The organism is Bacteroides sp. A1C1, from assembly GCF_004328515.1.
In the GTDB taxonomy this organism is placed as follows: Bacteria; Bacteroidota; Bacteroidia; order Bacteroidales; family Bacteroidaceae; genus Bacteroides; species Bacteroides uniformis.
Genome location: NZ_CP036491.1, coordinates 4,144,832 through 4,167,229, shown reverse-complemented (window position 1 = coordinate 4,167,229; position 22,398 = coordinate 4,144,832). Strand labels below are relative to the sequence as shown.

30 protein-coding genes are annotated in these 22,398 nt (G+C 51.4%); 7 read left to right on the top strand and 23 right to left on the bottom strand.

The features are described 5' to 3' along the window. Position 1: 1 nt before the first annotated feature. From EYA81_RS17410 to EYA81_RS17365, 10 genes are read right to left on the bottom strand one after another with little or no spacing between them, the layout of a single operon-like run. Positions 2-3,397 carry a viral A-type inclusion protein gene (locus tag EYA81_RS17410; RefSeq protein ID WP_131226199.1) on the bottom strand — a complete coding sequence of 1,132 codons (3,396 nt, stop codon included), beginning with the start codon at positions 3,395-3,397 and terminating at the stop codon, positions 2-4. Beyond that, a complete protein-coding gene (locus EYA81_RS17405; RefSeq protein WP_131226198.1) occupies positions 3,394-3,600 on the bottom strand; it encodes a hypothetical protein in 207 nt (68 codons plus the stop codon). Before EYA81_RS17405 ends, EYA81_RS17410 begins: the two co-directional genes overlap by 4 nt. A gap of 38 nt (positions 3,601-3,638) precedes the next feature. Further along, entirely contained in the window at positions 3,639-4,127 is a 489-nt protein-coding gene (locus tag EYA81_RS17400) for a hypothetical protein (RefSeq protein WP_131226196.1), read from the bottom strand. 12 nt (positions 4,128-4,139) lie between these two features. Further along, complete coding sequence (locus EYA81_RS17395) at positions 4,140-4,622, bottom strand: hypothetical protein (RefSeq protein ID WP_131226194.1); 483 nt, start codon at positions 4,620-4,622, stop codon at positions 4,140-4,142. Continuing rightward, positions 4,619-4,894 (bottom strand): hypothetical protein, encoded by a 276-nt coding sequence (locus EYA81_RS17390; protein ID WP_131226443.1) that lies wholly within the window; start codon positions 4,892-4,894, stop codon positions 4,619-4,621. The genes EYA81_RS17395 and EYA81_RS17390 overlap by 4 nt, the downstream gene beginning before the upstream one ends. A gap of 16 nt (positions 4,895-4,910) precedes the next feature. Next, positions 4,911-5,390, bottom strand: a complete 480-nt coding sequence (locus EYA81_RS17385; RefSeq protein WP_131226193.1) for a hypothetical protein — start codon at positions 5,388-5,390, stop codon at positions 4,911-4,913. A gap of 28 nt (positions 5,391-5,418) precedes the next feature. After that, positions 5,419-5,808, bottom strand: a complete 390-nt coding sequence (locus EYA81_RS17380; protein WP_131226191.1) for a hypothetical protein — start codon at positions 5,806-5,808, stop codon at positions 5,419-5,421. Positions 5,809-5,823: 15 nt separating this feature from the next. Continuing rightward, positions 5,824-6,288, bottom strand: a complete 465-nt coding sequence (locus tag EYA81_RS17375) for an N-acetylmuramoyl-L-alanine amidase (RefSeq protein ID WP_131226190.1) — start codon at positions 6,286-6,288, stop codon at positions 5,824-5,826. A 6-nt stretch (positions 6,289-6,294) separates the two neighbouring features. After that, a complete protein-coding gene (locus EYA81_RS17370) occupies positions 6,295-7,494 on the bottom strand; it encodes a BACON domain-containing protein (protein ID WP_131226188.1) in 1,200 nt (399 codons plus the stop codon). 7 nt (positions 7,495-7,501) lie between these two features. Then, a complete protein-coding gene (locus EYA81_RS17365; protein WP_207389415.1) occupies positions 7,502-8,542 on the bottom strand; it encodes a head maturation protease, ClpP-related in 1,041 nt (346 codons plus the stop codon). Between the two features lie 203 nt (positions 8,543-8,745). Between EYA81_RS17365 and EYA81_RS17360 the strand changes: the two genes are divergently transcribed. The 5 genes from EYA81_RS17360 (at position 8,746) to EYA81_RS17335 (ending at position 14,292) form a co-directional block, all read left to right on the top strand. Continuing rightward, positions 8,746-9,189 carry a helix-turn-helix domain-containing protein gene (locus EYA81_RS17360; protein ID WP_007562513.1) on the top strand — a complete coding sequence of 148 codons (444 nt, stop codon included), beginning with the start codon at positions 8,746-8,748 and terminating at the stop codon, positions 9,187-9,189. Between the two features lie 11 nt (positions 9,190-9,200). Then, positions 9,201-10,733 (top strand): hypothetical protein, encoded by a 1,533-nt coding sequence (locus tag EYA81_RS17355; RefSeq protein WP_131226186.1) that lies wholly within the window; start codon positions 9,201-9,203, stop codon positions 10,731-10,733. A gap of 221 nt (positions 10,734-10,954) precedes the next feature. Continuing rightward, entirely contained in the window at positions 10,955-11,380 is a 426-nt protein-coding gene (locus EYA81_RS17345; protein WP_117899862.1) for a phage protein Gp36 family protein, read from the top strand. A gap of 12 nt (positions 11,381-11,392) precedes the next feature. Further along, positions 11,393-12,745: a DUF935 family protein gene (locus tag EYA81_RS17340; protein ID WP_131226183.1), complete on the top strand. Its 1,353-nt coding sequence runs from the start codon at positions 11,393-11,395 to the stop codon at positions 12,743-12,745. 38 nt (positions 12,746-12,783) lie between these two features. After that, positions 12,784-14,292, top strand: a complete 1,509-nt coding sequence (locus tag EYA81_RS17335; protein WP_131226181.1) for a toxin glutamine deamidase domain-containing protein — start codon at positions 12,784-12,786, stop codon at positions 14,290-14,292. On the opposite strand, the gene EYA81_RS17330 is transcribed toward EYA81_RS17335, so the two are convergent. Continuing rightward, on the bottom strand, positions 14,254-14,502 hold the full coding sequence (locus EYA81_RS17330; protein ID WP_117748475.1) for a hypothetical protein: 249 nt from the start codon (positions 14,500-14,502) through the stop codon (positions 14,254-14,256). The two genes, EYA81_RS17335 and EYA81_RS17330, sit on opposite strands and share 39 nt — an antisense overlap. A 68-nt stretch (positions 14,503-14,570) precedes the next feature. On the opposite strand from EYA81_RS17330, the gene EYA81_RS17325 reads away from it, so the two are divergent. Both EYA81_RS17325 and EYA81_RS17320 read left to right on the top strand, forming a co-directional pair. Continuing rightward, positions 14,571-15,194: a hypothetical protein gene (locus tag EYA81_RS17325; RefSeq protein WP_207389414.1), complete on the top strand. Its 624-nt coding sequence runs from the start codon at positions 14,571-14,573 to the stop codon at positions 15,192-15,194. Between the two features lie 4 nt (positions 15,195-15,198). Further along, positions 15,199-15,660, top strand: a complete 462-nt coding sequence (locus EYA81_RS17320) for a hypothetical protein (protein WP_007562523.1) — start codon at positions 15,199-15,201, stop codon at positions 15,658-15,660. On the opposite strand, the gene EYA81_RS17315 is transcribed toward EYA81_RS17320, so the two are convergent. The 12 genes from EYA81_RS17315 to EYA81_RS17260 form a co-directional block, all read right to left on the bottom strand. After that, positions 15,643-15,912, bottom strand: coding sequence for a transposase (locus EYA81_RS17315; RefSeq protein WP_131226176.1), 270 nt, complete (start codon positions 15,910-15,912; stop codon positions 15,643-15,645). The genes EYA81_RS17320 and EYA81_RS17315 overlap by 18 nt on opposite strands. A 110-nt stretch (positions 15,913-16,022) precedes the next feature. Further along, positions 16,023-16,685 carry a DUF3164 family protein gene (locus EYA81_RS17310; RefSeq protein ID WP_117878823.1) on the bottom strand — a complete coding sequence of 221 codons (663 nt, stop codon included), beginning with the start codon at positions 16,683-16,685 and terminating at the stop codon, positions 16,023-16,025. A 34-nt stretch (positions 16,686-16,719) separates the two neighbouring features. Beyond that, positions 16,720-16,902 (bottom strand): hypothetical protein, encoded by a 183-nt coding sequence (locus tag EYA81_RS17305; protein WP_117878772.1) that lies wholly within the window; start codon positions 16,900-16,902, stop codon positions 16,720-16,722. Between the two features lie 7 nt (positions 16,903-16,909). Continuing rightward, on the bottom strand, positions 16,910-17,332 hold the full coding sequence (locus EYA81_RS17300; RefSeq protein ID WP_057280787.1) for a hypothetical protein: 423 nt from the start codon (positions 17,330-17,332) through the stop codon (positions 16,910-16,912). Between the two features lie 10 nt (positions 17,333-17,342). Continuing rightward, positions 17,343-17,561: a hypothetical protein gene (locus EYA81_RS17295; protein WP_131226173.1), complete on the bottom strand. Its 219-nt coding sequence runs from the start codon at positions 17,559-17,561 to the stop codon at positions 17,343-17,345. Between the two features lie 11 nt (positions 17,562-17,572). Further along, positions 17,573-17,788 (bottom strand): hypothetical protein, encoded by a 216-nt coding sequence (locus EYA81_RS17290; RefSeq protein ID WP_118419653.1) that lies wholly within the window; start codon positions 17,786-17,788, stop codon positions 17,573-17,575. 18 nt (positions 17,789-17,806) lie between these two features. Further along, on the bottom strand, positions 17,807-18,277 hold the full coding sequence (locus tag EYA81_RS17285; protein WP_131226171.1) for a DUF4406 domain-containing protein: 471 nt from the start codon (positions 18,275-18,277) through the stop codon (positions 17,807-17,809). Continuing rightward, positions 18,277-18,498 (bottom strand): hypothetical protein, encoded by a 222-nt coding sequence (locus tag EYA81_RS17280; protein WP_007751522.1) that lies wholly within the window; start codon positions 18,496-18,498, stop codon positions 18,277-18,279. The genes EYA81_RS17285 and EYA81_RS17280 overlap by 1 nt, the downstream gene beginning before the upstream one ends. Further along, positions 18,479-19,141 (bottom strand): ATP-binding protein, encoded by a 663-nt coding sequence (locus EYA81_RS17275; RefSeq protein WP_032558186.1) that lies wholly within the window; start codon positions 19,139-19,141, stop codon positions 18,479-18,481. The genes EYA81_RS17280 and EYA81_RS17275 overlap by 20 nt, the downstream gene beginning before the upstream one ends. Continuing rightward, positions 19,110-19,367 (bottom strand): hypothetical protein, encoded by a 258-nt coding sequence (locus tag EYA81_RS17270; RefSeq protein ID WP_117741852.1) that lies wholly within the window; start codon positions 19,365-19,367, stop codon positions 19,110-19,112. The genes EYA81_RS17275 and EYA81_RS17270 overlap by 32 nt, the downstream gene beginning before the upstream one ends. Beyond that, entirely contained in the window at positions 19,364-20,245 is an 882-nt protein-coding gene (locus EYA81_RS17265) for an AAA family ATPase (RefSeq protein WP_117741851.1), read from the bottom strand. Before EYA81_RS17265 ends, EYA81_RS17270 begins: the two co-directional genes overlap by 4 nt. Positions 20,246-20,281: 36 nt before the next feature. Next, positions 20,282-22,387: a hypothetical protein gene (locus EYA81_RS17260; protein ID WP_131226170.1), complete on the bottom strand. Its 2,106-nt coding sequence runs from the start codon at positions 22,385-22,387 to the stop codon at positions 20,282-20,284. Positions 22,388-22,398: the final 11 nt, after the last annotated feature.

Sequence of the window (22,398 nt, the reverse complement as noted above, 5' to 3'; positions counted from 1 at the left end):
ATCACTTCACTTTTAGCCCGTCACGTATCATTTTCTTTATCACTTCCTTCAGTTCGCCCAGATGTCCGGCACTTACACCGGTATTCTCGGCAATCCGGGCCAGGTGGCCTTCAGCAGTGTCCATCTTCTCCACCACGCTTTCCAGCCCGTCGTCCATGCTGCTCCAGTGCTGCAGCCCGCTGGTGAACATGCCATCCAGCTTCGTGCCCTGATCCTGCGTCATGGCCGTAAAGCCGCCCGCTTTCGCACTTTGGCTCGTACCACCCTGCTGCGTCTTGTCATAACCGGTGGCTGCCGCCAGGTTGTCACGCAGGGCAAGGGCTTCATCCATATACTGCATGTACTCTTCCATCAGCGCGTTCCGTTCCGCCTCGGTCAGTTCGTTGTCCTCCATGGCCCTGCCGAACTTCTCCCACCAGCCTTTCAGTTTGTCGCTGTACATCTCACCGATCTTGTTGCTCAGCATCGCCCGCATGAAGTACTCGGATATATCCTCCGCCGCATCCTTGGCACCGTACTTCATGTTCATCAGGTTGTCGATGAAGCTGCTGTACATACCGTCGAATGAAATACCGGTCAGTCCTTCATACAGCTGGTCGGTCAGTTCCTCCAGCTTGCCGGCCTGAGCTATGTAGTCATCCAGTTTCTCGGTCAGTCGCCCGCCATAGCCGCCCTTGCCGGTATTTTGGATCTGCGTCCACATATCCACATTCGAACGCAGTGCCTTCATCTCCTCCGGGCTCAGGCTCCACAGGTTCCCGTCCCACTGGCGGCCAATCTGTCCGCTCAGTTTGTCTATCTGTGCCTGGCTGAAGCCGCCCCAGTAGTAGTTCCAGCTGTGGTGGCTCCCATGGTAACCGGCTTGTGCCATCGCCATCTGCAGGTAGTTTGAATTCGTTTCCTGCTGCATCTTGTACGCATCGCGGTAGGCAGCCACACTCTTCGTTCCCTGGCTCTGCTTGATGGTGTCGGTCAGGTCCTCAATCGAGGTCTGCAGCATCTCGTTCCGGTTGGTCAGACGCTCCATGGTGGCTTGTACCTCCTTGGCATTGCTGCCGTTCCAGTTGATGATGCCGCCCAGGCTGAACACTTGCTTCACCACCCCACTCAAAGCCTTGATACCGCCGGTCAAAATGCTCATCGGCCGCGTCAGGTCTATGCTCTCCAGCCCGTCCAACGTCTGGCCCATACCCTCCAGCCATTCTCCCATCCATTCGGGGGGATTGATGCCGAACTGTTCCACCAGCCCAAGCAGGTCTTCCGCAGCACCCACGTATTCCTTCACCTGCCCCACACTGTTATGCAGGGACTCGGTGGCTTCGGCCAAAGCCTTCTGCTTTGCGTTCCGGGCAGCATCCAGGGTCGCCTTGGCGTTCTGTTGCTCGGCTTTCGTTCCCTCCTTGACAGCCTTGTTGTAGGCTTCCTGGGCTTCCTTGACTGACAAGGTCGTGGATTGCACCTGGGATATGGATGTTTTCAACGCTGTAAAAGGATTGCGTTCGTTCAGCTTTTTGTCGATGGAATCTATCGCACGTACCAGGTCTTTCAGACTGTCCGGCTGCAGATTCTTTTGTGTATCGATATATTCCTTCAGACGGGTACGGAGTGACTGCAGGCTTTCTGTAGATACTTTGTCAAGGTCCCCGAAGATGGCTTCCCAGTCCAACCCTTTCTTCAGTTCCTCCATATCCAGATCTGCCATCTTTTTCTTCAATTCTTCCTGGAGCGTTTTTTGTTCACCTTCAGTGGTGGCATCTGCAATACGTTTTTCATATTCCTGCGTGATAGCCAGTTTCTTTTCCTCGTAGTTCCCATATTCCGACAGGTAATCACGCATGGCTTCAGCCTCTTTTTCCTTTTCCTCCTCCAAAGCAGCTGTAATGGCAGCACTCCGGTTCTTGTCGTTGGAGTCCCTGGCAGCAACAAGGACATCTGTCTGGTCTGGGGTCAAACCGTTTCCACCGGTAGCTATGCCGGCTTCCTCGTTCTCCCGTTTCCAGTCGGCTTCCTGCCGGTTAATTTTTTCTTTCCGGGCGTTGTAGTCATATTCGATTTGTGCCAGTTTCTTTTCGGTACCGGCTTGCATGCGGTCTATCTCTTCCTTCCGGTTTTCAGCCTGCAGGGCGGCAAGATCCTGCGCCAGCCTGCGCTCTGTGGCAAGCCGTTGCTTGGCTTCCGCTTCCGGATTCTTCCCGGACTGTTCGGGGTCGGTATGTCCGCCGATATTTCCTTTTTTGGCTGCTTCTGCTGCTTTCTTTACTTCTTCTTCCGCTTTTTTCAGATAACCGTCGCGTTTGTTTTCTGCATTTTTCAGCAGTATGTCATAAGCTTCCTGATCATGTTTCTTAATAGCTGCCTGTGCGTCATAGAACTGCCCGGCTTCTGCCATGTTGGACTGTATGATATATTGTCCCCACTTCCCGAAAAAGCCCATGGCGCTTTCTGCCTCTTCCGGTTTCTGCGCCTTGATTTTATTCACCTCTTCATCGGCTTCTGCAGCTTTTTTTACAAGGTTCTGGACATTGGCCTGGTGCAGCAGGACCTGTACATAGTCCTCGCTCTTTTGGATAAGGGTATCATACCATTCGGAAAGTGTTTTATAATACCCGAAAGATTCCCCGTACTTGCGGTTCAGTTCCTCCACCTTCGCCTTTTCTTGTTCCTTGCTGCCGGTGAAGTTCTTTATTTCATCGATGACCGATTTCAGTTCGAAGCGGGTACGCACCATCTGGGCACGGCCGTCCTTCTCTATCTCGGTCATTTCCTTCAGCGAGATGTTGAATTCATCCACGCCTTTCTTGGCACTGAACAGATTTTTCGTCCAATCCCATATTTCGTCGACGTACATCACCAGCAGCATGATGCCGGTGGTCATGGCTGTCTGCCAGGAAAAGAGCGAGGACAGAACCTGTTTCCATACCGGTGTGCCTTTCTTGCCGGACTTCTGCAACTCATCGTATTCTTTCCGGGCACGGGCCAGCTCATCCGTAAAAATCGGTAGGTTGTTGGATATGGCCAGAAAGAACATCTGCGGTCCCATGGCCAAAGAAGGCATCTCACGGGCTATCTGCTGGATACTGTTGTGCAGACCGTTGAACTGACGCTGCGCGTTGGGCATGTCTGCAGGGGTGACCTGCACGGATTCTGATTCCTCCTGCAGCAGTTTCAGTTTGCCGCGCAATTCCTCAATCTGCTTCTCCAGTGCATGGATCTGCACGATATTGGCACTCTGGTCCAGATTGGGGGCAGCTGTCTCTCCGGCAAGGCGCAACCTTTCCAGTTCAGCCTCCAGCAGTCTGACGGTATTACGCAGTTCCAATGCCTCACGCTCGGCCTTGTTCATGCCGGGCGTAAGTTTGTCATTCATCAAAAATTCAACTTCTACAGGTTTGCTCATTCCAGTTTACTTTGAAAAAATCCTACTATATCATTCGCTTCATCCTCGGCGCTGCGGCCTGTCTTGGGAACTTCGTTTCCGTCGCCTTGCTTTTTCCGCACATACCGCGGCGCGTCACTCAGCATCAGCATCAGCGTCTGGTAGTTCACACCGTCCAGAATGTAGTCCACACTCCAGCCCGTTGCGCTCGCTATCTGCCACACGAAGCCGAAAGGGCTATGGGAACCCTCATACCGGGTCCTTAACTCCCCATCCTTGTCTGGCTCAGTCTCGGAGTCATCGGGTTCGCCCGCGCCGCCGAGCTGATAATACGCATAAAATCCTTCGTGCCCATCAGACGCTCGAATGTCCGGAACAGGGCCGTCAGATAGCGCCACTCCACAAAGTTCCGCAGCACCCACGCCATCACCCCGATACCCACATGTCGCGACACATAGCCCCGGCACACCGTATAAGCCAGCATTCGGCTCACAGCCTTACCATGTTCCGCTACAAAGGCCAGCTCCTCGATCTTGTCTTTCGGCTGCCACCCGGGCTCAACACCCATCTTCAGGTATTCCCTCGCCAGCAGAATCTGCCCACGCAGTCTCGGACGTTTCATCGTCACACGTACCTCCAACAAGCGTTTCAGCCTAGGTAGCTTCCACCTTTTAAGAGGAACGGACACGCCGCTGTCCAGCAGCGCATCCGCACACTCCATTTCTATCAGTTGTTCCAATCGGTTGTCCATTTCTACTCAATTTTAGCCCGCAGAATCGGCAATCTTATACGGGGCACCGCCTTCAGTTGGCTTGTTGATCTTCAGCTGACATTCCACCTTCGACACTTCCGTCAGCGTCAGCTTGCCGCCCAGGTTGGCCAAAATCACGCCGTTGGGTATCGTCATCGTCTGCCCACTCACAAACTTGATTTCCCACTTGCCCGACAGCTGAATCAAATCCTCCGGAGCATCCCACGAAGTGGGCGTTTCTTCATTCGGGCTCAGCTTGCCGCCAAGCACAGCCTTCAGGTTCTTGTAGTCCAGCTGAATCAGGTTAAACGTGGGGCTAATCGTACCGTTCTTTTGCAGCAGTGTCAGTACTGGAGCATCCGGCACTTGTTCTGCCTCTATGTCCACGCTTTCCGGCTTCTGTCCACCCCAGTCCCAGCTGCCTTTCTCAATGTATCCTATCAGTTGCTCGCCAAATTTCACGCTGGCAATGCCATAAATAAAATTCTTGCTCATTTTTTCTTTACTTTGAGGGTTAATAACACACCGGTCAACAAGCCGGCCAATACACCTGTAATAAACACCCGTATCCAGTTCGGAGGGCGTTTTTCTACTGTTTGAATGTCATTCGAAGTTTCGTTCCTGGTCTCGCTTCGGATGCGTGTCAGCTCTTCTTCATACCACAGCACCAGCTGCTGCAGGCTGTCACACGAGGCTTCAGCCACGATGTTCCCGCTGCTGTCGCTGCCTACGGTCAGGTTGGTCTGTCCGTTCTTCCCGCGATACACCGCACCTTCAGGAAGTTTACGGAGGCTGTCCGCCGGTATCGTCAGCTTCACCGCACTCGCCGGTATCCCCGCCATCACCAGTCCCGCCCGTCGGCTTCCGCTCGCGCTGTCGGCGCTTGCCGATTCCGTCTGTGTCTTCTCCACCGTCGTGCTCTTCCTGCTGCTTGCGCAGCCCGCCAAGCACAGGACAGTCATCATGATGGCGGCAACTGTTGGCAGTGTCAATGGCCTTGCGCAGTCGCGCCATTTCGCGCTTGTTGGCCTGCAGGTCTTTTCTTGTTGCATTCAGTTCTTCTTTTAAGGGTACCACAATATTGCTCACCAAAACGCGGGTGGCATGTTCTGCGTTATCCACACGCACACCCTCTGCGTCGGCTTCGGCTTTCATCGCTTCCGCTTTCGCTTTCCTCACCGTAGCACGCAGGGAACCGATGGCTGCTGCAGTGCCCACAAGGCCGCCGCTAAGAATAATGTTCATGATCTCGCTAAAGTCCATACCACCCGTTTTTTAGTCAGTCAACCTTTTATTCTGCTTCCTCGCGCTTCTTTCGGAATAGTCCGATAACCCATTGCACCAGTCCCGTGTCGGCTACCCCATTGGCCACAAGTGAGACACCAAAACCATAGAGCAAGGCAATGTCCCAGCTCACATCACTCACAAACCCGGCATCAAGCCACCACAGTAGCATCGCGCACACCAGGCTCACACACCAGCTCACCAGCTGCGTCATCCAGCCTTTCATGTTGGGGAACAAACCTTTCAACCCTTCAGTAAGCACCACCACACCACCGACGAAACCGGCAAAGGTGCCAATCATTGTGTCATAGTCCGTTGCCGGAACATCGGCCCCTTGGGCCATCACAGCCGACACTGTTCCCAGCATCAGCATCATAAACAGCATAATTCGTTTCATTGATTGCTTTTTTTATTATTGGTTAATACCTATTTCTTTCAGCCATTTCTGTACATCGAAACTGGGGCAGGCTTTGGCCGCCAGCTCGTTGTGTCCCACAATGCGCACATCCGGGAATCTGCGGTGGAAGTCCTTCACATACTTCTCCAGGGCCTTTTTCTGGCAGCCGGTGCGGGTGTCCTTCGGGGTCTTGCCGTCCTTGGCCACACCGCCGGCATACACAATGTGGCGGCTCACGTTGTTGTACCCCTTGGCTCCGTTGGTCACTTCCCAGGGATCCACCTGCGCATCCTCGTTGTTGTTCACCAGACGTTCTACACCGCCCTGCAGGTGGAACAGGTCGGTGTAGCCCACCTGTTTCCAACCACGACCGCCCTGGCTTACGGGCGAAGTGTGCCACTTCCGGATGTCCGTTGATGATACCTCACGCCCCTCCGGGGTTGCCGTACAGTGAATTACCAGATACTTCAACTTTGCCATACCATCTTATTCTTTCTGGTTTTGGGTGATGGTGATTTTGGCCGTCTTGCTGCGGTCGGCATTGAGCGTAAGGGTCAGCGTACCGGTCTTCTGTTCGCCGTTGTTCGCACCGGCCGAAATCTTCACACCGTTATCCGCCGCTTCCACCTTGAAGCCGGCAGGGGCACTGCCAATCTCATATTCGCCGCTGGCGGTCACAGTCACTTCCTTACTGCCACCGGTAGCCTCAAGGGTCACGCTCGATGGATCCACCGAAATCTTCTTCTCGCTCGCCTTGAACACGGGGTTGCTGCGCTTGTCCAACACCACCACTTCTTCACCGAAGGCAATGTTCGTATCGGCCTTCATCAGCATCTTGAAGAAGTACAGTTCACTGGCATTCGAAATCTTGTCAATCTGAATCACGTCTTCATCGTCCTGCAGGTTCACAGCCGCAAACAGGTTGCCGCCGGCATCAGGCGAACAAAGGGTGCACACAATCAGATCATCGGGCCAGGCAGCAAGCGTCTCAATGGTAATGCCCTTGTAGCGACGGGCGTTCACATCGGTTTCGCTCGTGTTCTTGGCCTCGCGCTGGGTCAGCTCGTCGTCATACTTGTCAAAGTCGTTCACACTCATCAGGATGCGGAGGTCCGGGTTGTTGCGGATGGCTACAGGAATCTTCGCACGCATGGCTTTCAGTCTGCCCAGCATGGTCGATTCTGCGCTGTCCACCACAATCACCTCAGTATCCTTGGCCATCTGGGTCAGGATGCCGTTAAACAGGTGGTCATCATCATCCCCATATTCGCCGTTCACATAGTGGTCACCCAGTTCGAACTGCACCCGCTTGGCCAGCTCGGCAAGCAGGGCGTTCTGCGCTTCGGGCGGAAGTTCCGAGAATACCAGGTTGCCCTTCGGCTGCCATTTGCGCCAGATATTCTCGAACGTGCGGGGGTTAAATATTGTAAAGGCCATGAAGTCTACCGGGTCAAGGCTCTTCTCGTCATAGTTGAAGTTGCCCTTCGAGTCCTCCACGCCGGGGTTCTCCTTGCGCTTCTGGAGCATCTTGCCGGTCTTCAGGCGTGGAAGGCTGATTTTCTTCTCCACACCGGGAATCACCATAATCAGCCCCTTTTCCACAATCTCGTTGTTGGTTGCGGCAAGCGTAAGCAACTGTTCCAGTACCTCGCCGCTGTAATTCGTGTTTCTTACAATTATTGCCATAGTTCAATCACTTTTTACGTTTGTCCTTAATTTCTCGCATGCGCTTGGCCCAGGGACTCTCATCTCCGTTCGGTTCCAGGTGCAGGTCTTCCATCACACGGCGCTTCACCGGCAGTTGGGCCAGGGCCTTTTCGCCGTTCTCACGGTCATTGGCCAAAAGGTTTTCGTAGATGGGTCGGGTGGTTGCATCGATGCGGCCGTCCTGCTCGGCTGCGTCAAGCAGCTGCTTGCGGGCGGCAAGGTCTTCGGCTGCAGCCTTGTCTTCGTAGGTCTTCACCTTCGCCTTCAGGTCGGTGTTCTCTTTCGTAAGGATAGGTACCTTGCCGGCCTCTTCCTCCAGTTGGTCCATCAGGCGGAACACATCCGCATCACTCGCGCAGTCCTTGAAGCGCGGGCGTTTCTTTACGTCTTCCAGATTCATGTCTTCTCTGTTTTTTTGTGGCTCAACGAGCCGGTTATTGAATAAAGTATATATCTGCGCCGGTGTACTGTCTGCCGGCACGGGGTCTGCATCATAGATGTCGTCTATGAAACCGAGGTCCAGGGCTTCCTTGGCGGTCAGCCAATGGTCCTCGCCGTCAAAATAGGTCTGTTTCACTTCTTCCTTGCTCATGCCCAGCCGCTCGGCATAGATTTCACTCAAGCTGCCTTCCAGGCTTTCTATCTCTTCCATGCAACGCTGCAGGTCCTGCTTGTTGCCGTAACACCCGCCGCTCACACTGTGCAGCATCAGACGGGCATATTTGCTCATTTCTACGGGCTTGCCGCAAAGGGCTATCACACTGGCCATGCTGGCGGCTATGCCATCCACATAAATGCGGATGTCGGCCTGGCTATGGCGCAGGGCGTTGAATATCGCAATGCCGCTGTACACTTCCCCGCCGTTGCTGTTGATACGCACATGGATGCGCCGGCTCACGCGTTCGGCTTCCATCAGTTCCTGGGCTATGCGCCCGCTTTGCACCTCCGTATAGTCTCCGATGTCCCCGTACAGGAATATCGTACTGGTGCCGTCGTCACTCGTTGTAATATTGAAAAATCTGCTCATCGTCATGTCTTTACCAGCGGTTTCCCCGCCTTTTGATGGTGCGAAAATAGAACATTCCCATGGCAACAAGAAACCGCGTCCGCATCATAACGTTTTCTGGCGTTATCATAACGCTGTAACCCGTCATCATGCGTACGCACTTTTACAAACCCCGCTTTTTCATGCAATTTTGTAACGTGATTTACAACTAAAAAGGACGATTTATGGCAGATTTGACGAATGCCCAGAAAAAGGAATGGGCAAAAACTTTGTACCTCAAGGAAAACCTCACACAGCAGGAAATCGCCGACCGTGTGGGGGTGTCTCGGGTGTCCGTGTCCAACTGGGTACGGGCCGGGAAGTGGGAGGAACAGAAGGTGGGGCTTACGCTCACAAGGCAGGAACAGGTGGCTAACCTCTACCGGCAGGTGGCCGAAATAAACAAGGCCATCGCCGAACGGCCCGAGGGGGAACGGTTCCCCTCATCCAAGGAGGCTGACATCCTCGGGAAACTGTCGGCGGCCATACGCAACATGGAGCAGGAAGTAGGCATTGCCGACATCATCAGTGTTTTAACCGGGCTCATCGACTGGGTACGGGCGGCCGACCTTGAAAAGGCAAAGGAAATCACCCGGCTGGCCGATGCGTACATTAAAGACAAATTATAAAGGGATAGACAATGAAACAGACTGACAGACTCGCTCTCCTCGATTGGGAGAAGTATAAAGAAGACATCGCAAGGGCTACACCGGTCGACCGGAACATGACGGCAGCCGAACGGGAAAAACACCGGGAATATCTTGAGAAACATCCCATAGAATGGATCAAGTTCTTTTTCCCTAATTATGCCAAATATGAATTTGCCGACTTCCAGAAAAAGGCTATCCGGCGGATCATTGCACACGATGAATGGTTCGAGGTGCTTTCCTGGAGCCGTGAGCTGGCCAAATCCACCGTCACCATGTTCATCGTCATGTATCTCACGCTTACCGGGCGCAAAAAGAATGTTATCCTGACTTCCAACAGCAAAGACAATGCGGTGCGCCTCCTCGATCCATACCGGGCCAACCTCGAAGCCAACGGACGCATCATGGCATACTACGGCAAGCAGGAAATGCCGGGGTCATGGACGGAGGATGAATTCACCACCAAAGGGAAGGTTTCGTTCCGGGCACTGGGTGCCGGGCAGTCACCGCGTGGTTCGCGTAACGAGGCCATACGTCCCGATGTGCTTCTGGTCGATGACTTTGATACGGACGAGGACACCAAGAATCCGGACATCATCCAGAAGCGCTGGGATTGGTGGGAAAATGCACTGTACCCCACGCGGTCCATTTCCGAACCTACACTGGTCATCTTCTGCGGCAACATCATTGCCAAGGACTGCTGCGTGGTGAGGGCGGGCGAAATGGCCGACTCCTGGGACATCGTGAACATCCGCGACAAAAACGGATTTTCCACATGGCCGGAAAAGAACTCGGAAGAGGACATTGACCGTACACTGTCCAAAATATCCAAAAAGGCGGCACAGGGTGAATATTACAACAACCCCATTTCCGAGGGCGAGGTCTTCGAGAACATTTCATACGGCAAGATACCGCCTCTCTCCAAATTCAAGTTCCTCGTGGTGTATGGCGACCCGGCACCGGGTGAAAGCAAGGGGAAGAAAGGAAAATCATTCAAGACGGTTTCGCTTTGTGGCAAATTGGGCACCAGGCTCTATGTCATCAAGACTTTCCTGGCGCAGGCACTCAATGCGGAGTTCATTGACTGGTATGTCCGGATGCTTGAATTTGTCGGGAGCAAGACCAATGTCTATTGCTACATGGAGAACAACAAGCTGCAGGACCCTTTCTTCCAGCAGGTGTTCAAACCGCTGGTGGCAAAGGTGCGACGAGAACAGAAGATTGCGCTGTTCATCCGGGGCGACGAGGAGAAGAAGACGGACAAGGCTACGCGTATCGAGGCCAACCTTGAACCGCTCAACCGCGAAGGAAACCTTATCCTCAACGAGGCTGAACGGGACAATCCGCACATGAAGGAACTGGAAGACCAGTTCAAGCTGTTCACCCTGACCATGCGCTATCCGGCCGATGGACCGGATGGGGTCGAAGGAGCAAACCGCATCATCGACGAACTGATCAGGCGCATTGAACCGCCCGTATTCCGCTCACGGAAGGATGTAAGAAAGCGGAATAAGAAAAGATTATGACAACTTTAAAACAACAGATAAATGAAAAAGATAATTCATAAAACATCTATTTACAAAGTACAATCACCTTATAATAATTGGTACAGTATCATGACTTACGATGGGTTAAATCGCAGCAATATCATTATTGCCGGTAAAAAGCAACTGTTAAAGGTCTCTTTAGCACTAATTATCATGCTTCTATTCAATAAAAATACTACAATAAACAAATTCAAGAAATTATGAGCAAGTTTGTAGAACTCACCGATTACGATGCAAGCATCCACCGCGACATCCTCGACGCACTGGTTAGAGAGGACGAAACGGTCATTGAAGTATGTGAAGACAGGGCCATTGCCGAAATGCGGTGTTATTTGAGCAAACGCTACGACTGCAACAAGATTTTTGCAGCCACCGGGGACAACCGGAACCAGCTCGTGCTGATGATGGTCATCGACATGGCTGTCTATCACATCTTTTGCATCCACAACCCGCAGAAACTTTCCCAGGTACGCAAGGACCGCTACGAACGGGCGGTGGAATGGATGAAGGCGGTGGCCGACGAGGACATTTCAATCGAAGGGGCTCCGCTGCTGCCCGAGGAACAAAGGGCGGGCAGGTCGGATTTCCGCATTCAAAGCAACCGCAAACGAACGAACCACTGGTAAAAAGCAAGCATCATGAAAAAGAAAAACAGAAAAAACAACAAAGCCGGCATCATCACCGTAGGGGGAAACTTCACGTTGCCGGGACAGAAGAGACCGAATGTGATTGTGCTCACACAGCCCAAACGCTTCGGGCTGGACATTTCCGACTACATGGCAGCCGTCAAGGCAGCCGAGAATGTCGATTTCTCACGACGTTACAAACTTTATGACCTCTACGAGGACATTCTGATGGATACCCACCTTTCCTGTGTGCTCGAAAAGCGAAAGAATGCCGTGCTGTGCTCCAACATGGAATTCCGGGTGGACGGGAAGCCCGACGATAAAATCAACGAACAGATACAGTCGCCCTGGTTCAACCGGCTGGTGGGTGACATCCTTGATGCGAAATTCTGGGGCTTCTCGCTCTGCCAGTTCTACAAGCTGCAGGAGTGGGTGGATTATGACCTGGTACCGCGCAAGCATGTGGATCCGGTCAGGGAACTCATCCTGCGCCACCAGACGGACATTACCGGCCATTCCTGGAATGAATATACCGACCTGCTTTTTGTGGGTTCACCGTCCGATTTGGGGCTGTTGGCCAAGGCTGCACCTTGGGTCATCTACAAACGTAACACCACGGGCGACTGGGCACAGTTCTCCGAGGTATTCGGCATGCCCATACAGGAATATATCTATGACTCCGACGACGACGAGTCCCGCCAGCGGGCCATGGAGGATGCGGCCAACGCCGGAAGTCTGGCGCAGTTCTTTCATGCCAAGGACACGGAACTCAAACTTACGGAAGCCGGAAACAAAACAGGGTCTGCCGATGTCTATGAACGCCTCTGCGAACGGTGCAACAACGAAATTTCCAAACTGATACTGGGCAATACGCTGACAACCGAATCGTCCGAAAAAGGCACACAGGCTTTGGGTACGGTTCATAAGAAAGTAGAGGACAAGGTACTGGAGGCTGACCGGAAATACGTGCTCAACGTGCTGAATTACGACATGACGGACATTCTGCTGCGCATGGGCATCAATACTGAAGGGGGGACATTCTGCTTTCCGGAACCGAAAGAAACGGATGCCGGTACCAAAATATCCATCCTCACGCAGCTGAAGAAGAACTTCAACATCCCCATCGACGACGATTATCTCTATGAGGAATTCGGTATCGACAAACCGGCCAATTACGAGCAGCTGAAGGCGGAACAAAAGACGGCTGAACAAGCCGACCAGATTCCAAGCCCGAAGAAGGAGCCGGAGCCAGCGAATAAGGGACGGGATGATGAACCGACACCGAAACAGAAAAGAAACTTCCGGAACTGGCTCAAAGGTTTTTTCGTGAAAGCCCCGGCAGACGGGGCAGCTTTAGACTGGTAGTCGACAGACTGTATGCGGCTGATAATGGCAGCATCTCCATGGAGTTTGACTTCTCCGAAGAGATGCTGCGGCGTGCCTTGCTGAACATATACAGCAGGGACTTTCATCCGGCAACCGAAATCGAAATCAACCTGTTCAATGAAATATGGGCAAAGATGGACAAGGCGGCAAAGGAAGGGTTCAGCAAATCCAAGGCCATTACTCCGGACGAGGATTTCAGAAATGCCATACTCCGGAACAATGCCGTATTCTCGGCATTCAAGGTACATCGTATGCAGAATGACATGGCACGACTTTTATTGGATTCAAACGGCATTTTAAAACCGTTCGACAAATGGGTACAGGAAGTCTTGCCCATTGCTTCCCATCAGGTTCGTCACTGGCTGCGGACGGAGTATGATACGGCGGTCATCCGGGCGCATCAGGCGGCTGACTGGCAACAGTTCCTGCGCGAACGCGATATTCTGCCCAACCTCAAATGGCTACCGTCCACCTCCATTCATCCGGGGGCTGACCACCGCCCGTTCTGGAATACCATCCGGCCGATTGATGACACGTTCTGGAACATCCACCGACCGGGCGACCGTTGGAACTGCAAGTGCGACCTCACGGCCACCGATGAAGAACCTACATCGCTTCCGGAGGACGAAGACGACAAGAACAAGCCCCAGCCCGGACTGGATAACAACCCGGGGAAAGACGGTAAACTGTTTTCAGACAATCATCCATATCAGGCGGAAGCCCACAAGGGTGCCAAAAAAGCGGTGGATAAACTTATGGCGCGTATTGATGAAATGGTTCAGGAAATGCCGGGCAGTCTTACCGGGGAGGAAAAAATGGCCATTGCCCGGAACAACCTCGAAATAGAAAAGGCTCTTAAAATCAAAAAAGGGAAACCTATGGATGTGGATAAGGCGGACAAACAGAATGCAAATCCCAAACATGTGGAAGAGTATATTTTGGATTCCAAAGGAATATACCGCGATAAAAGGGGAAACAGATACCGGAAGAACAGCGATTACAATAAAAAACGGGATACTCCATACAGTATCAACTGCCAGACTTGCGCACCGGCATACGCTTTACGATTACGTGGATGGGATATTACCGCCAAAGGCAATGTCGCAGGGTCTAAACTTGAATACCTGAGTAATGGACGTGCTTTTGAAGTCTGGAAAAACACCGACGGTACTCCGGCGCAACATATAAGTATAAACAGCTGGCTTGCGCACAAAGGATACCTGAAAATGACCCCTAAAAGGTACATGGAGTATTTCAATGAGGTATGTAAGGAAGAAGGCGTGTATGAATTGTGCATCGGCTGGAAAAGCGGGGGCGGGCATGCTACAATCCTGCAACGGTTCGCAGACGGCGAACTAAGGTACATAGAACCCCAAAGCGACAATTCTGCCGGTTCCGGGATGGAATGGAAAGATGTGAAATATTTATGTGAAATAGGAGCTGCGACTTCCCACAGCTGCAGGGGAGTCCTGAGAATTGACAATAAATTATTCGATGTCTCCTTCCTCGATATTTTCGATACATGAATCGATAACGTCAAGGGATAACGGACCGGTTATTTCGGTCGCGTCTTTACCGTCATACAGATAGACGAAAGGATAACCGGTACAGGAGTCTTCCGGAAACTTGAACACATAGGCTTCCTGGCCTTCATAAATACCAAGGTATTCGAAGGTGTCACCGTATTGCTCAATAAGCGTACGGGCCTCGTTCTTTACTTGTTCCGGTATATTCATAACGCATAAAAGGCATATTGAAAGCCTTGGTTGCAAAGTTATAAATTATTCTTGAATTACTGATGATTATGGACATAAAAGATTTTGCAGAACTGATAAAGCGGAAACGTGACAGACTGGATAGCATGATGCGACGCAAAATGCCGGTCATGGTAGGACGAATGGCCAAAGACCATTTTCAGGACAACTTCCGGCAGGGTGGATTTGTCAATGGCGGTCTTCACCCTTGGCCCAAAGCCAAACGGCTGTCCTCGGGAGGTTCCGATGCCGCCAGCAACTACGGCACGCTGCTCTCCGGCAGGAAGCATCTGTTCAAATCAATCGGATATACACCTGCAGACTACCGGGTAAGGGTATTCAACGAGGTGGTCTATGCACCCATCAACAACTGGGGCGGGGAAATCGATGTCACCGTCACAGACCGCATGAGGCGCTTTGCATGGGCCAAGTTCTACAAGGCTTCGGGAAAAAGGAAAAAAGCCGGCACAGGGCAAAAGAAACGCGTCAAACAACGTTCCAAGCCGAAGGAACTGAATCCGCAGGCACAGTTCTGGAGGAACATGGCGCTTACCCAAAAAAAGAAACTGCACATCCGCATCCCGCAGCGCCAGTTCATGGGCGAAAGCGAAGAATTGAACCGGCGTATCCGGGAAAAGGTGGACCAGGAAATTACCAACATTTTAAACCAATAACGATATGGACGAAATTTTTATCGCAATCATGGAACAGATTGCACAGGAAATGCCGGAACTCTCTCTCATCGACGAGGACTACGGACAATTGGAAATGGGGGCAGAAGAGGACCAGTACCCGGTTACTTTCCCCTGCGTATTGATTGGAAATACAAACTCCGACTGGCACGACCTCGGATACGGGGCACAGAAAAGCGAATCCGCACTGACCGTCCGGCTGGCCATCGATTGTTACGACGATACAAGCTACGCATCCGGCACGTATGACAAGGTGAGGGAAAGGCAGCAGCTGGCCAAGAAATTATACAAGTCGCTGCAGTGTCTGCAATGCACGGACAACGCTTCGCCGCTGGTACGCGAGAAAAGCCGTTCGTATGCCATGCCGCATTACATCAAGGTCTATGAAATGACGTTCTCATTCACACTGCACGATGAATCGGCCATGCCGTCATCTTACGGGGAATAGCTCCAGCTGGGCGGCAGTCAGACGGGGGGCTTTCACCTTGGGAACAGGCTTCAGATTGTAGTCTGTTCCCTCACGTGATTTCCGGCGGATGATGGTCATGATACGTTCCTCGGATATAAAGAATTCGCGCTCCGACAACACTTTTAAAGCATCGTCGAACCGCAACCGCTGTATTTCTGTCCAATAGTAGTAACGGCGGCACAGTGCCTCGTCACGCCGCTTGATCAGTTCTTTATCCCGTCCTTTGCCCATACATTTTATTTCTCTTACAAAAATAACTGATTTCCATCTATTTTAAGAACAAAAGCGCCGCAATTATAACAACTGCAGCGCTTTCTGTTTACAGGGTTAACGGGTTTCGGCTACAAACGGCAGAAACTGGGTTCAATGCGAGTCCATACGCCGTTTTCAGGGTTGCGACGGCTGAAGTAGTAGTTGGTGGCATTGCGCTGCACCACATTGGCTTCCTTGAACAGGCGCATGATGTCTGCGTACTCTTCATCGAACTTGTCTTCCAGTTCGTAAAGCTTTGAAATGCTCTTGTAGTCCAGGTCGCCCATCTTGTTGCGCTCCAGCAGGGTCATGGCCATCTGATACATCGGATCATCAGAACCTTTCTCGCTGTTCTGCATGTAGCGCTTCAAATAGTCAATCAGACGGTCGGCTGCCATGTCGGCTCGTTCATCGAAGCCTTTCACCTTGTTGCTTTTCACCTCCAGACGGAAGTCACCGTCCGTAATGGTGTAGCTACGCTGTTCGTCGCTTTTCACCTGACCGTATTCCTTCATCACCTTGGTAAAGGCATCGGCTTCTTTTTCCAGCCATCCGCGAAAGCCTTTGACATCCTCAACCAGTGAGGTAACTTTCGACTTCACGTCTTGCATAAACTCACCGCGTAATGCCTCGTAAGTTTCACGACGGGCAATGCGGTCTTCTTTCTCTTCTTGCTGCAGCTGGGCCATAAGGGCTGCTCGCTGTTCTTTACTCAGGGACTTGATGTCCACACTTTGGTTGTTCTTTTCCATGTTTAAATCATTTTGAATGTTTATCACTTGTTTTTTATTCTTCCTCACCATCCTGCTTTTCAGGTTCATCATCTATCAGCATGGCTTCCCCATTGGCATACGCCCAGTCGGCCAGTTCGCTGAAAAACTCCGCTGCATCCTGGTTCTCCAGATCGGATGTCGTAAGGGTCACGTCTTTTCTTATGCGCTCAAGCGCTTCATGTGCTTTTTTATCCATATTTGTCTTATTTATCGGTTAAACCTCCTTTTCGTTGGATAGCCCGAAGCTTGATGGCCAGTTGTTCCAGTTCTGCTGTACTAATCTGAACAAAGGGCTTGCCGGCTATCCGGGGGTTGTTGCAGAATTCGTTCACCCGGTTCCAGTCGGTGGTGTCTATACCCAACTGTTGCATCAGTTTCAGACATACGCTGCGTTTCCGTCGCAGTTCCTCGCGAAGTTTCTGCCGCCATTCATCCTGCCCGGTCAGTTTCTCCAAGGCACAGCAGCAGGCTTCATATTCCTTGGAAGTCATTTCACGGAGGCTTTCCGTACGATCCCACGTGTACTGCAGAACGATTTGCTTCTTTAGCCCTTCCCGGTCTCCTGTACAGGGCAGCTTGTTGAACAATGCGTAGAACCGGGCGAAATTGGTTACTTCCTGTGCCATCTTGATTGTATTAGCCAATTAATAATCGAAATCCCTTTTCCGTAATATACATATCCTCACGCTCTATCCACGGTTCTCTCAAATCATCATCTTCTTCTTTGGAATCCGAGAAATTCAAACGAAGGCTGTTTTCAAGGCTGCAATCTATTTGTTCCTCTATGTCAGCAATGCTTACATCTTCAGGAACTGTTCCTCTAAACTTTACAAGTACCGTAATTTCTTTTGCCATAATTCAATTTATCATTTATTGTTTTCTTTCTTCGTTACTTCATATCCCTTGTCTTTTAAATACGTTGCCACATAATCATCATCGCCAAGGTCATTTAGCACATCAAACAGATAGCCTTTTACATACTCCGCAACAGCGTGTGCGGATGCGTATTCAATATTTTCAGAGACAAACTCAACTTTCTTGGTTCTACCCAGTCCACGGAAAACTTTTTCAATATCATTCATAATTCTACAATTTAAAGGTTATTCAAACAATACTTTAATGCCACACGAACTGGCCACGTCAAGTTCCAGTTTAGCTCCCTTGCTCAGTTCCCAGTCCTTCAGCATATAGATATAGTCACAAGTCAGCAACAAGGCAATGTCGGCCCGCATGTGGGCTCTCCAATGGGCTTCATCTGGCAATCCGTTCTTGAAAGGGTTTACAGGATCATAGCCTTGTGCCATCAGTTTCTCCTCGGCACGGCTGAAGGCTTCCTTGCGCTCATTCATATCATAGTGCGCGATGGCTCCGCTGATGTACACTTTTCCGGCACCGGTCGCTTCACCACGTTGAAAAGCCTTGTGTCGTTCCCACCGTTTCGGAACCACCACACTGTAGTTGCACGATTGGCAGCAGCAGCCTTCTTCTTTCACCGGGAACGGATTGTATCCGTAGCCCTCATACTCTTTGCCGCAGATGCAGCACACTTTCTTTTCTTCTTTCTTTTCCATCACTTCAAATCTTTAATGTTTATTTGGCAGGACGGATGCCATACCTGAATATTCCGAGCAAACATCACATCCCTGGTTTCTATCACTACGTGTCCCTTTGTCTTGGCCCTGCGCAGACGGAGGTCGCTTTGTATGTTACGTTCTACCCAATCGTCCACCACGGCCTCCGCTTCCTGTTCTTTCAGGAGTATCTGGTACAGCTTATTCTCCCATTCCATCATTCAAATAATCCTCCATATTATCGTCCTTCAATGTTTTGGCAGCACCTTCTTCCCATATCACGTAGGGCTCACCGGGCCGCTCCATAAAGCGGCTTTTGCACCAGGCTTTGAAACAGCTTACCATGATTTTCACATCGGCATCATATTCCACCTTGCGGGCGCTTCTACCTGCCGGATGAAGCCCCTCGGCATGGCTGATGAAGATAAACAGTTTCTTGGGATGACGTTCCTTGAACTCCTTGTAGGTTTTGTAGTTCAAGCCGCTGTATTGGAAGCTGTCGATAATCACGATTCCGGGACTGCCTCTGCGCCGTAACCGTTCCTCCAATTGCTCCATCGGTTCCCGGTCAAGGATAATCAGCTTCTTTTTCACTTCACCCATCTTGTGCCGTTTCAGGCTCATCTGGAACGACAAACCGGTACTTTCTTCCAAACTGTCATAAATTACGCGTCCGAAGCTACACAGGTACTTGGCCAGCTGCATCACAAAGCTGCTCTTACCGTTTCCGCTGGCTCCCCAAATAATCCACACGCCGCTCTTGGCCGGGTTGCCTATCGAGGTTTGCCAGTCCCCGGAAAACTCGAACCGGGGAATCTTCATGTTCAGCACCTCACCGGGGCTGTAGGCTCTCTTCAGTTTCACGGCTACCTCCTTTCAATTCTTCAATAAGAGTATCGGCAAAATCCACAGCACATTGAATAATATCTTCTTTGGTGAAATGAACTGGCGCTTTATTCATGATAGCAGGAAGTGCATTTTTCGCAACTTCATATCTGCGCTGTTCCCAGTCTATCTCATTCGCTTTTCTCATCTCGCGATGGATACCGATAACAGCATCCATCGCTTGCATTTCTATCTTGCTTATCATGCCTGCACCCTCCTTAATTTTTCGATTTCGGTATAAACTCGCCTCAAGCCGCCTCCGGTGCTGTGAACAATCTTGGCTATGTCAGCCCCGTCCGGGGCATTGATTTTGGCCACGATGGCAGCCTGTGCTTTCAGGAACTTTTCTCGTTCCTGTGCATCATCCGGGGTCACCTTGCTGTAGGAGTCCCCGTAACGGCTAAACATTTCGGTATAGCCCACCTTCTTGCCCTCAATGGCGCGGTTTATTTTCTCCTTCAGTCCGTCAGCCCCCATCATATACCAGCCGCAGCAACGTTCCGTGGCATTCCATAAGGCCTTTAGCTCCAAAAAGGCTTCATACTGCAGGTCGCCGGCTTCATCCAGAATAACCAGGGGAGTATCAATCGTGCGCAGGTAGGCTACCAAGTCCTCATACACGTCGCTGTAGCGTCCGTTGCTGGTCACACCGAATTCCTTGGCAATGTAGCGTATCAGCTTCAACTTGGTCTTCACCTGGCTGCAGTCCACATATACGGCGTGCTTGTGTTGCTTCACATAAGCTTTTGCTGTAAAGGTCTTGCCGATATTGGGCATATCGCACAGGATGGCGCTCAAACCGCTTCCCTGGCACACTTCCAGCTGCTTGCTCACAAACACGTAGGTCGGGGTCTGGGCTGCCAGCCAAGGCATTTCTGTACGCAGTTGCACGCCCAGTCTTCGGGCTATGCCTACCCAGTTGGCATCACTGACCTGCTTTTCATAATTGCCCCGCTTGATGGCATTGTACACGCTGGGGGCTATGCCCAGTGCCGTAGCATGGCGGTTGTCACTGGGATAATTTTCACGGTCGGCGGCTATCGCTGCCACAATACGTTGCTTTACTTCATTTGTTATTTCCATTTGAATGCTGTTTTAAATTCGTTCTAACGTCGTTAATTATATCTTGGCTACTGCATCATGCTCGAAGGCACTGATGTCCATATAGGCTGAGTAATCTTCTTCCTCGGCTTGTGCAGGAAGGGGAACGGCTTCCGCCTGTACCTCTGTTATCAGCTTTGCTTCCTCTTTGGCAAGGATGCCCACACGCTTGATCTTGCCGTCCTTCATCATCTTGTCGAATTGAGCTACATACTTGGACTGTTCGGTATAGGCTGCCTTGTCGTACTCGGTCTGCTCGGCTGTATTCTCATTGTAACGGGCTACGGGCTTGCAGGTGGCGATATATCGTCCGTTCTGGTAGATATATACCTCGTTGATGGTTCCGTCGGCATCGGGCAGATAATAGGCATCTACCTTGTAGTTCCTCGGCTCCAGCTTTTCGATGATTTCCGGGCTGGGCAGTCCGTATTGGTTGTACATCACCGTGCAGTAGGTGTTCTGCCGGATGGTTGTTTCGGTGTGCTGTCCGATGAACCGGTAAAGAACGGCCTTGTCCCAAGGTGCAAGGTTCGGGTTCTGATGGGCGCAAAGCACATCCCAACGGCTCATGCCCGGATAGCGCTTTTGGTTGGGGTGAGGCTGTGCGTTGAAGGTCTCAATGGCGCGTATATCATCGGCTACCAGTTCTTCATAACTATAGGTCTTCACCTTGTAGGTGTTGTTCTTTTCGTCATACACCTTTTCTTCCTTCGGGCGGTTGGCCTCCAGCTTGGCATACCATCGGCCGATACCTACCTGCGTGCGTTTCTCCACACCGTATTTCTTTTCGCGGTTCTTGTGCTCGGCACGTTTTTCACGCGAGTTCCCGGGGTTACACCAGCGGATCAGGGGGAAGACGGTACCGGCTTGCATCAATCCGTCGGCAAAGTCGCTTACCAGGTGGTGTTCCACTTCCAGCTCGGCGGGGATATACATGCCGTTCCGGTCCAGGGTCTGGAACATGTTTCGCATGCAGTCTAAAAATAACTCGGTAGTCTTGTACCGGTTGTAGGCATATCCCACCACAGCACCGCTCACCACATCGTAGGCATAATAGGCTTTCACTCGGTTGCCATCCTTCATTGGGCGCGGCAGGTCGCGGTCGTCAAGAGAAACCTTACTCAAGGAATATTCACCGATGCTGCGCAGATGATAAGGACGGTAGGCATTGTTGAAATCCCACTGGCTCATGTGCAGCTTACCGCGAAGGGCCTTGTTCTTGGGGTTGTTCAGGTAGTTGGCTACTGTGGCCGGGCTCAATACCAGCGGATTTCCATCCTTGTCGGTAAAGTCTGCCGGATTCAACACCTCGCCGGTTTCGGGGTCATATAGCTCCAGTTCTCCTTGCACAAATAGATTGTACTGTTCCCACACGGTGGTATTGAAGGGCTGCTCCGGTTGGGCATCGATGCTCAGCAGCAGGCGTTCAATGTCATAGGTCACTTTCCGGCGGTTCTGGTTCATGAACTTGCGGCTGATAAGGCTTTCATAGCCGTTGGCCTTGAAGTCATTCACACGCTTCTTGAAGCGGTTGGAACTGACAGGCAAGGTATGTCCGAACTCTGCTTGGTAGTAACTGATGGCTCCTGCCAGTTCGCCCCAGTTCACCGGCCCGGCCTTCATGGCCTTTCGCATAAACGTGGCATCCTCCATGGCACGCATCACTGCCTCAATTACCGAAGCGTTTACCGTATATTCTTGGATGTGTTCCGGTGGCAGTGCATCTCCGTTGTCAAAACGGAACCGGGTGTAAAATTCCCGGGCTTTCGCATCGATGTGGTAATGGCTGCCGAGCCAGTTTCTTATTACGTCTTCTTTCATATCTCCGTATTTTAGTTTTATCCTTTCCTGAAACCGTAGGGGCATGGTGGCTATTTCTACCAGTGCATAACTTCCAAGCCCCTTGCCGGGTCGCACTACGTTGATTTCTTTCTTGGCCGCTAATTTCTTGTAATTGGGTACCGACAGGATGGGAGCAAGTTCTTCTTCGGAAAGAGTGGAAGGATGAACACCTTTCAGCGTGCGGCTTCTGCTGTAGTCAGCCTTCCCGTTCACCATCACCGGTCGGTCATCGTAGGTCAGGTCATTGTAGGATATGCACAATATCTTTCCATAATACTCCATTTCATTTCTGT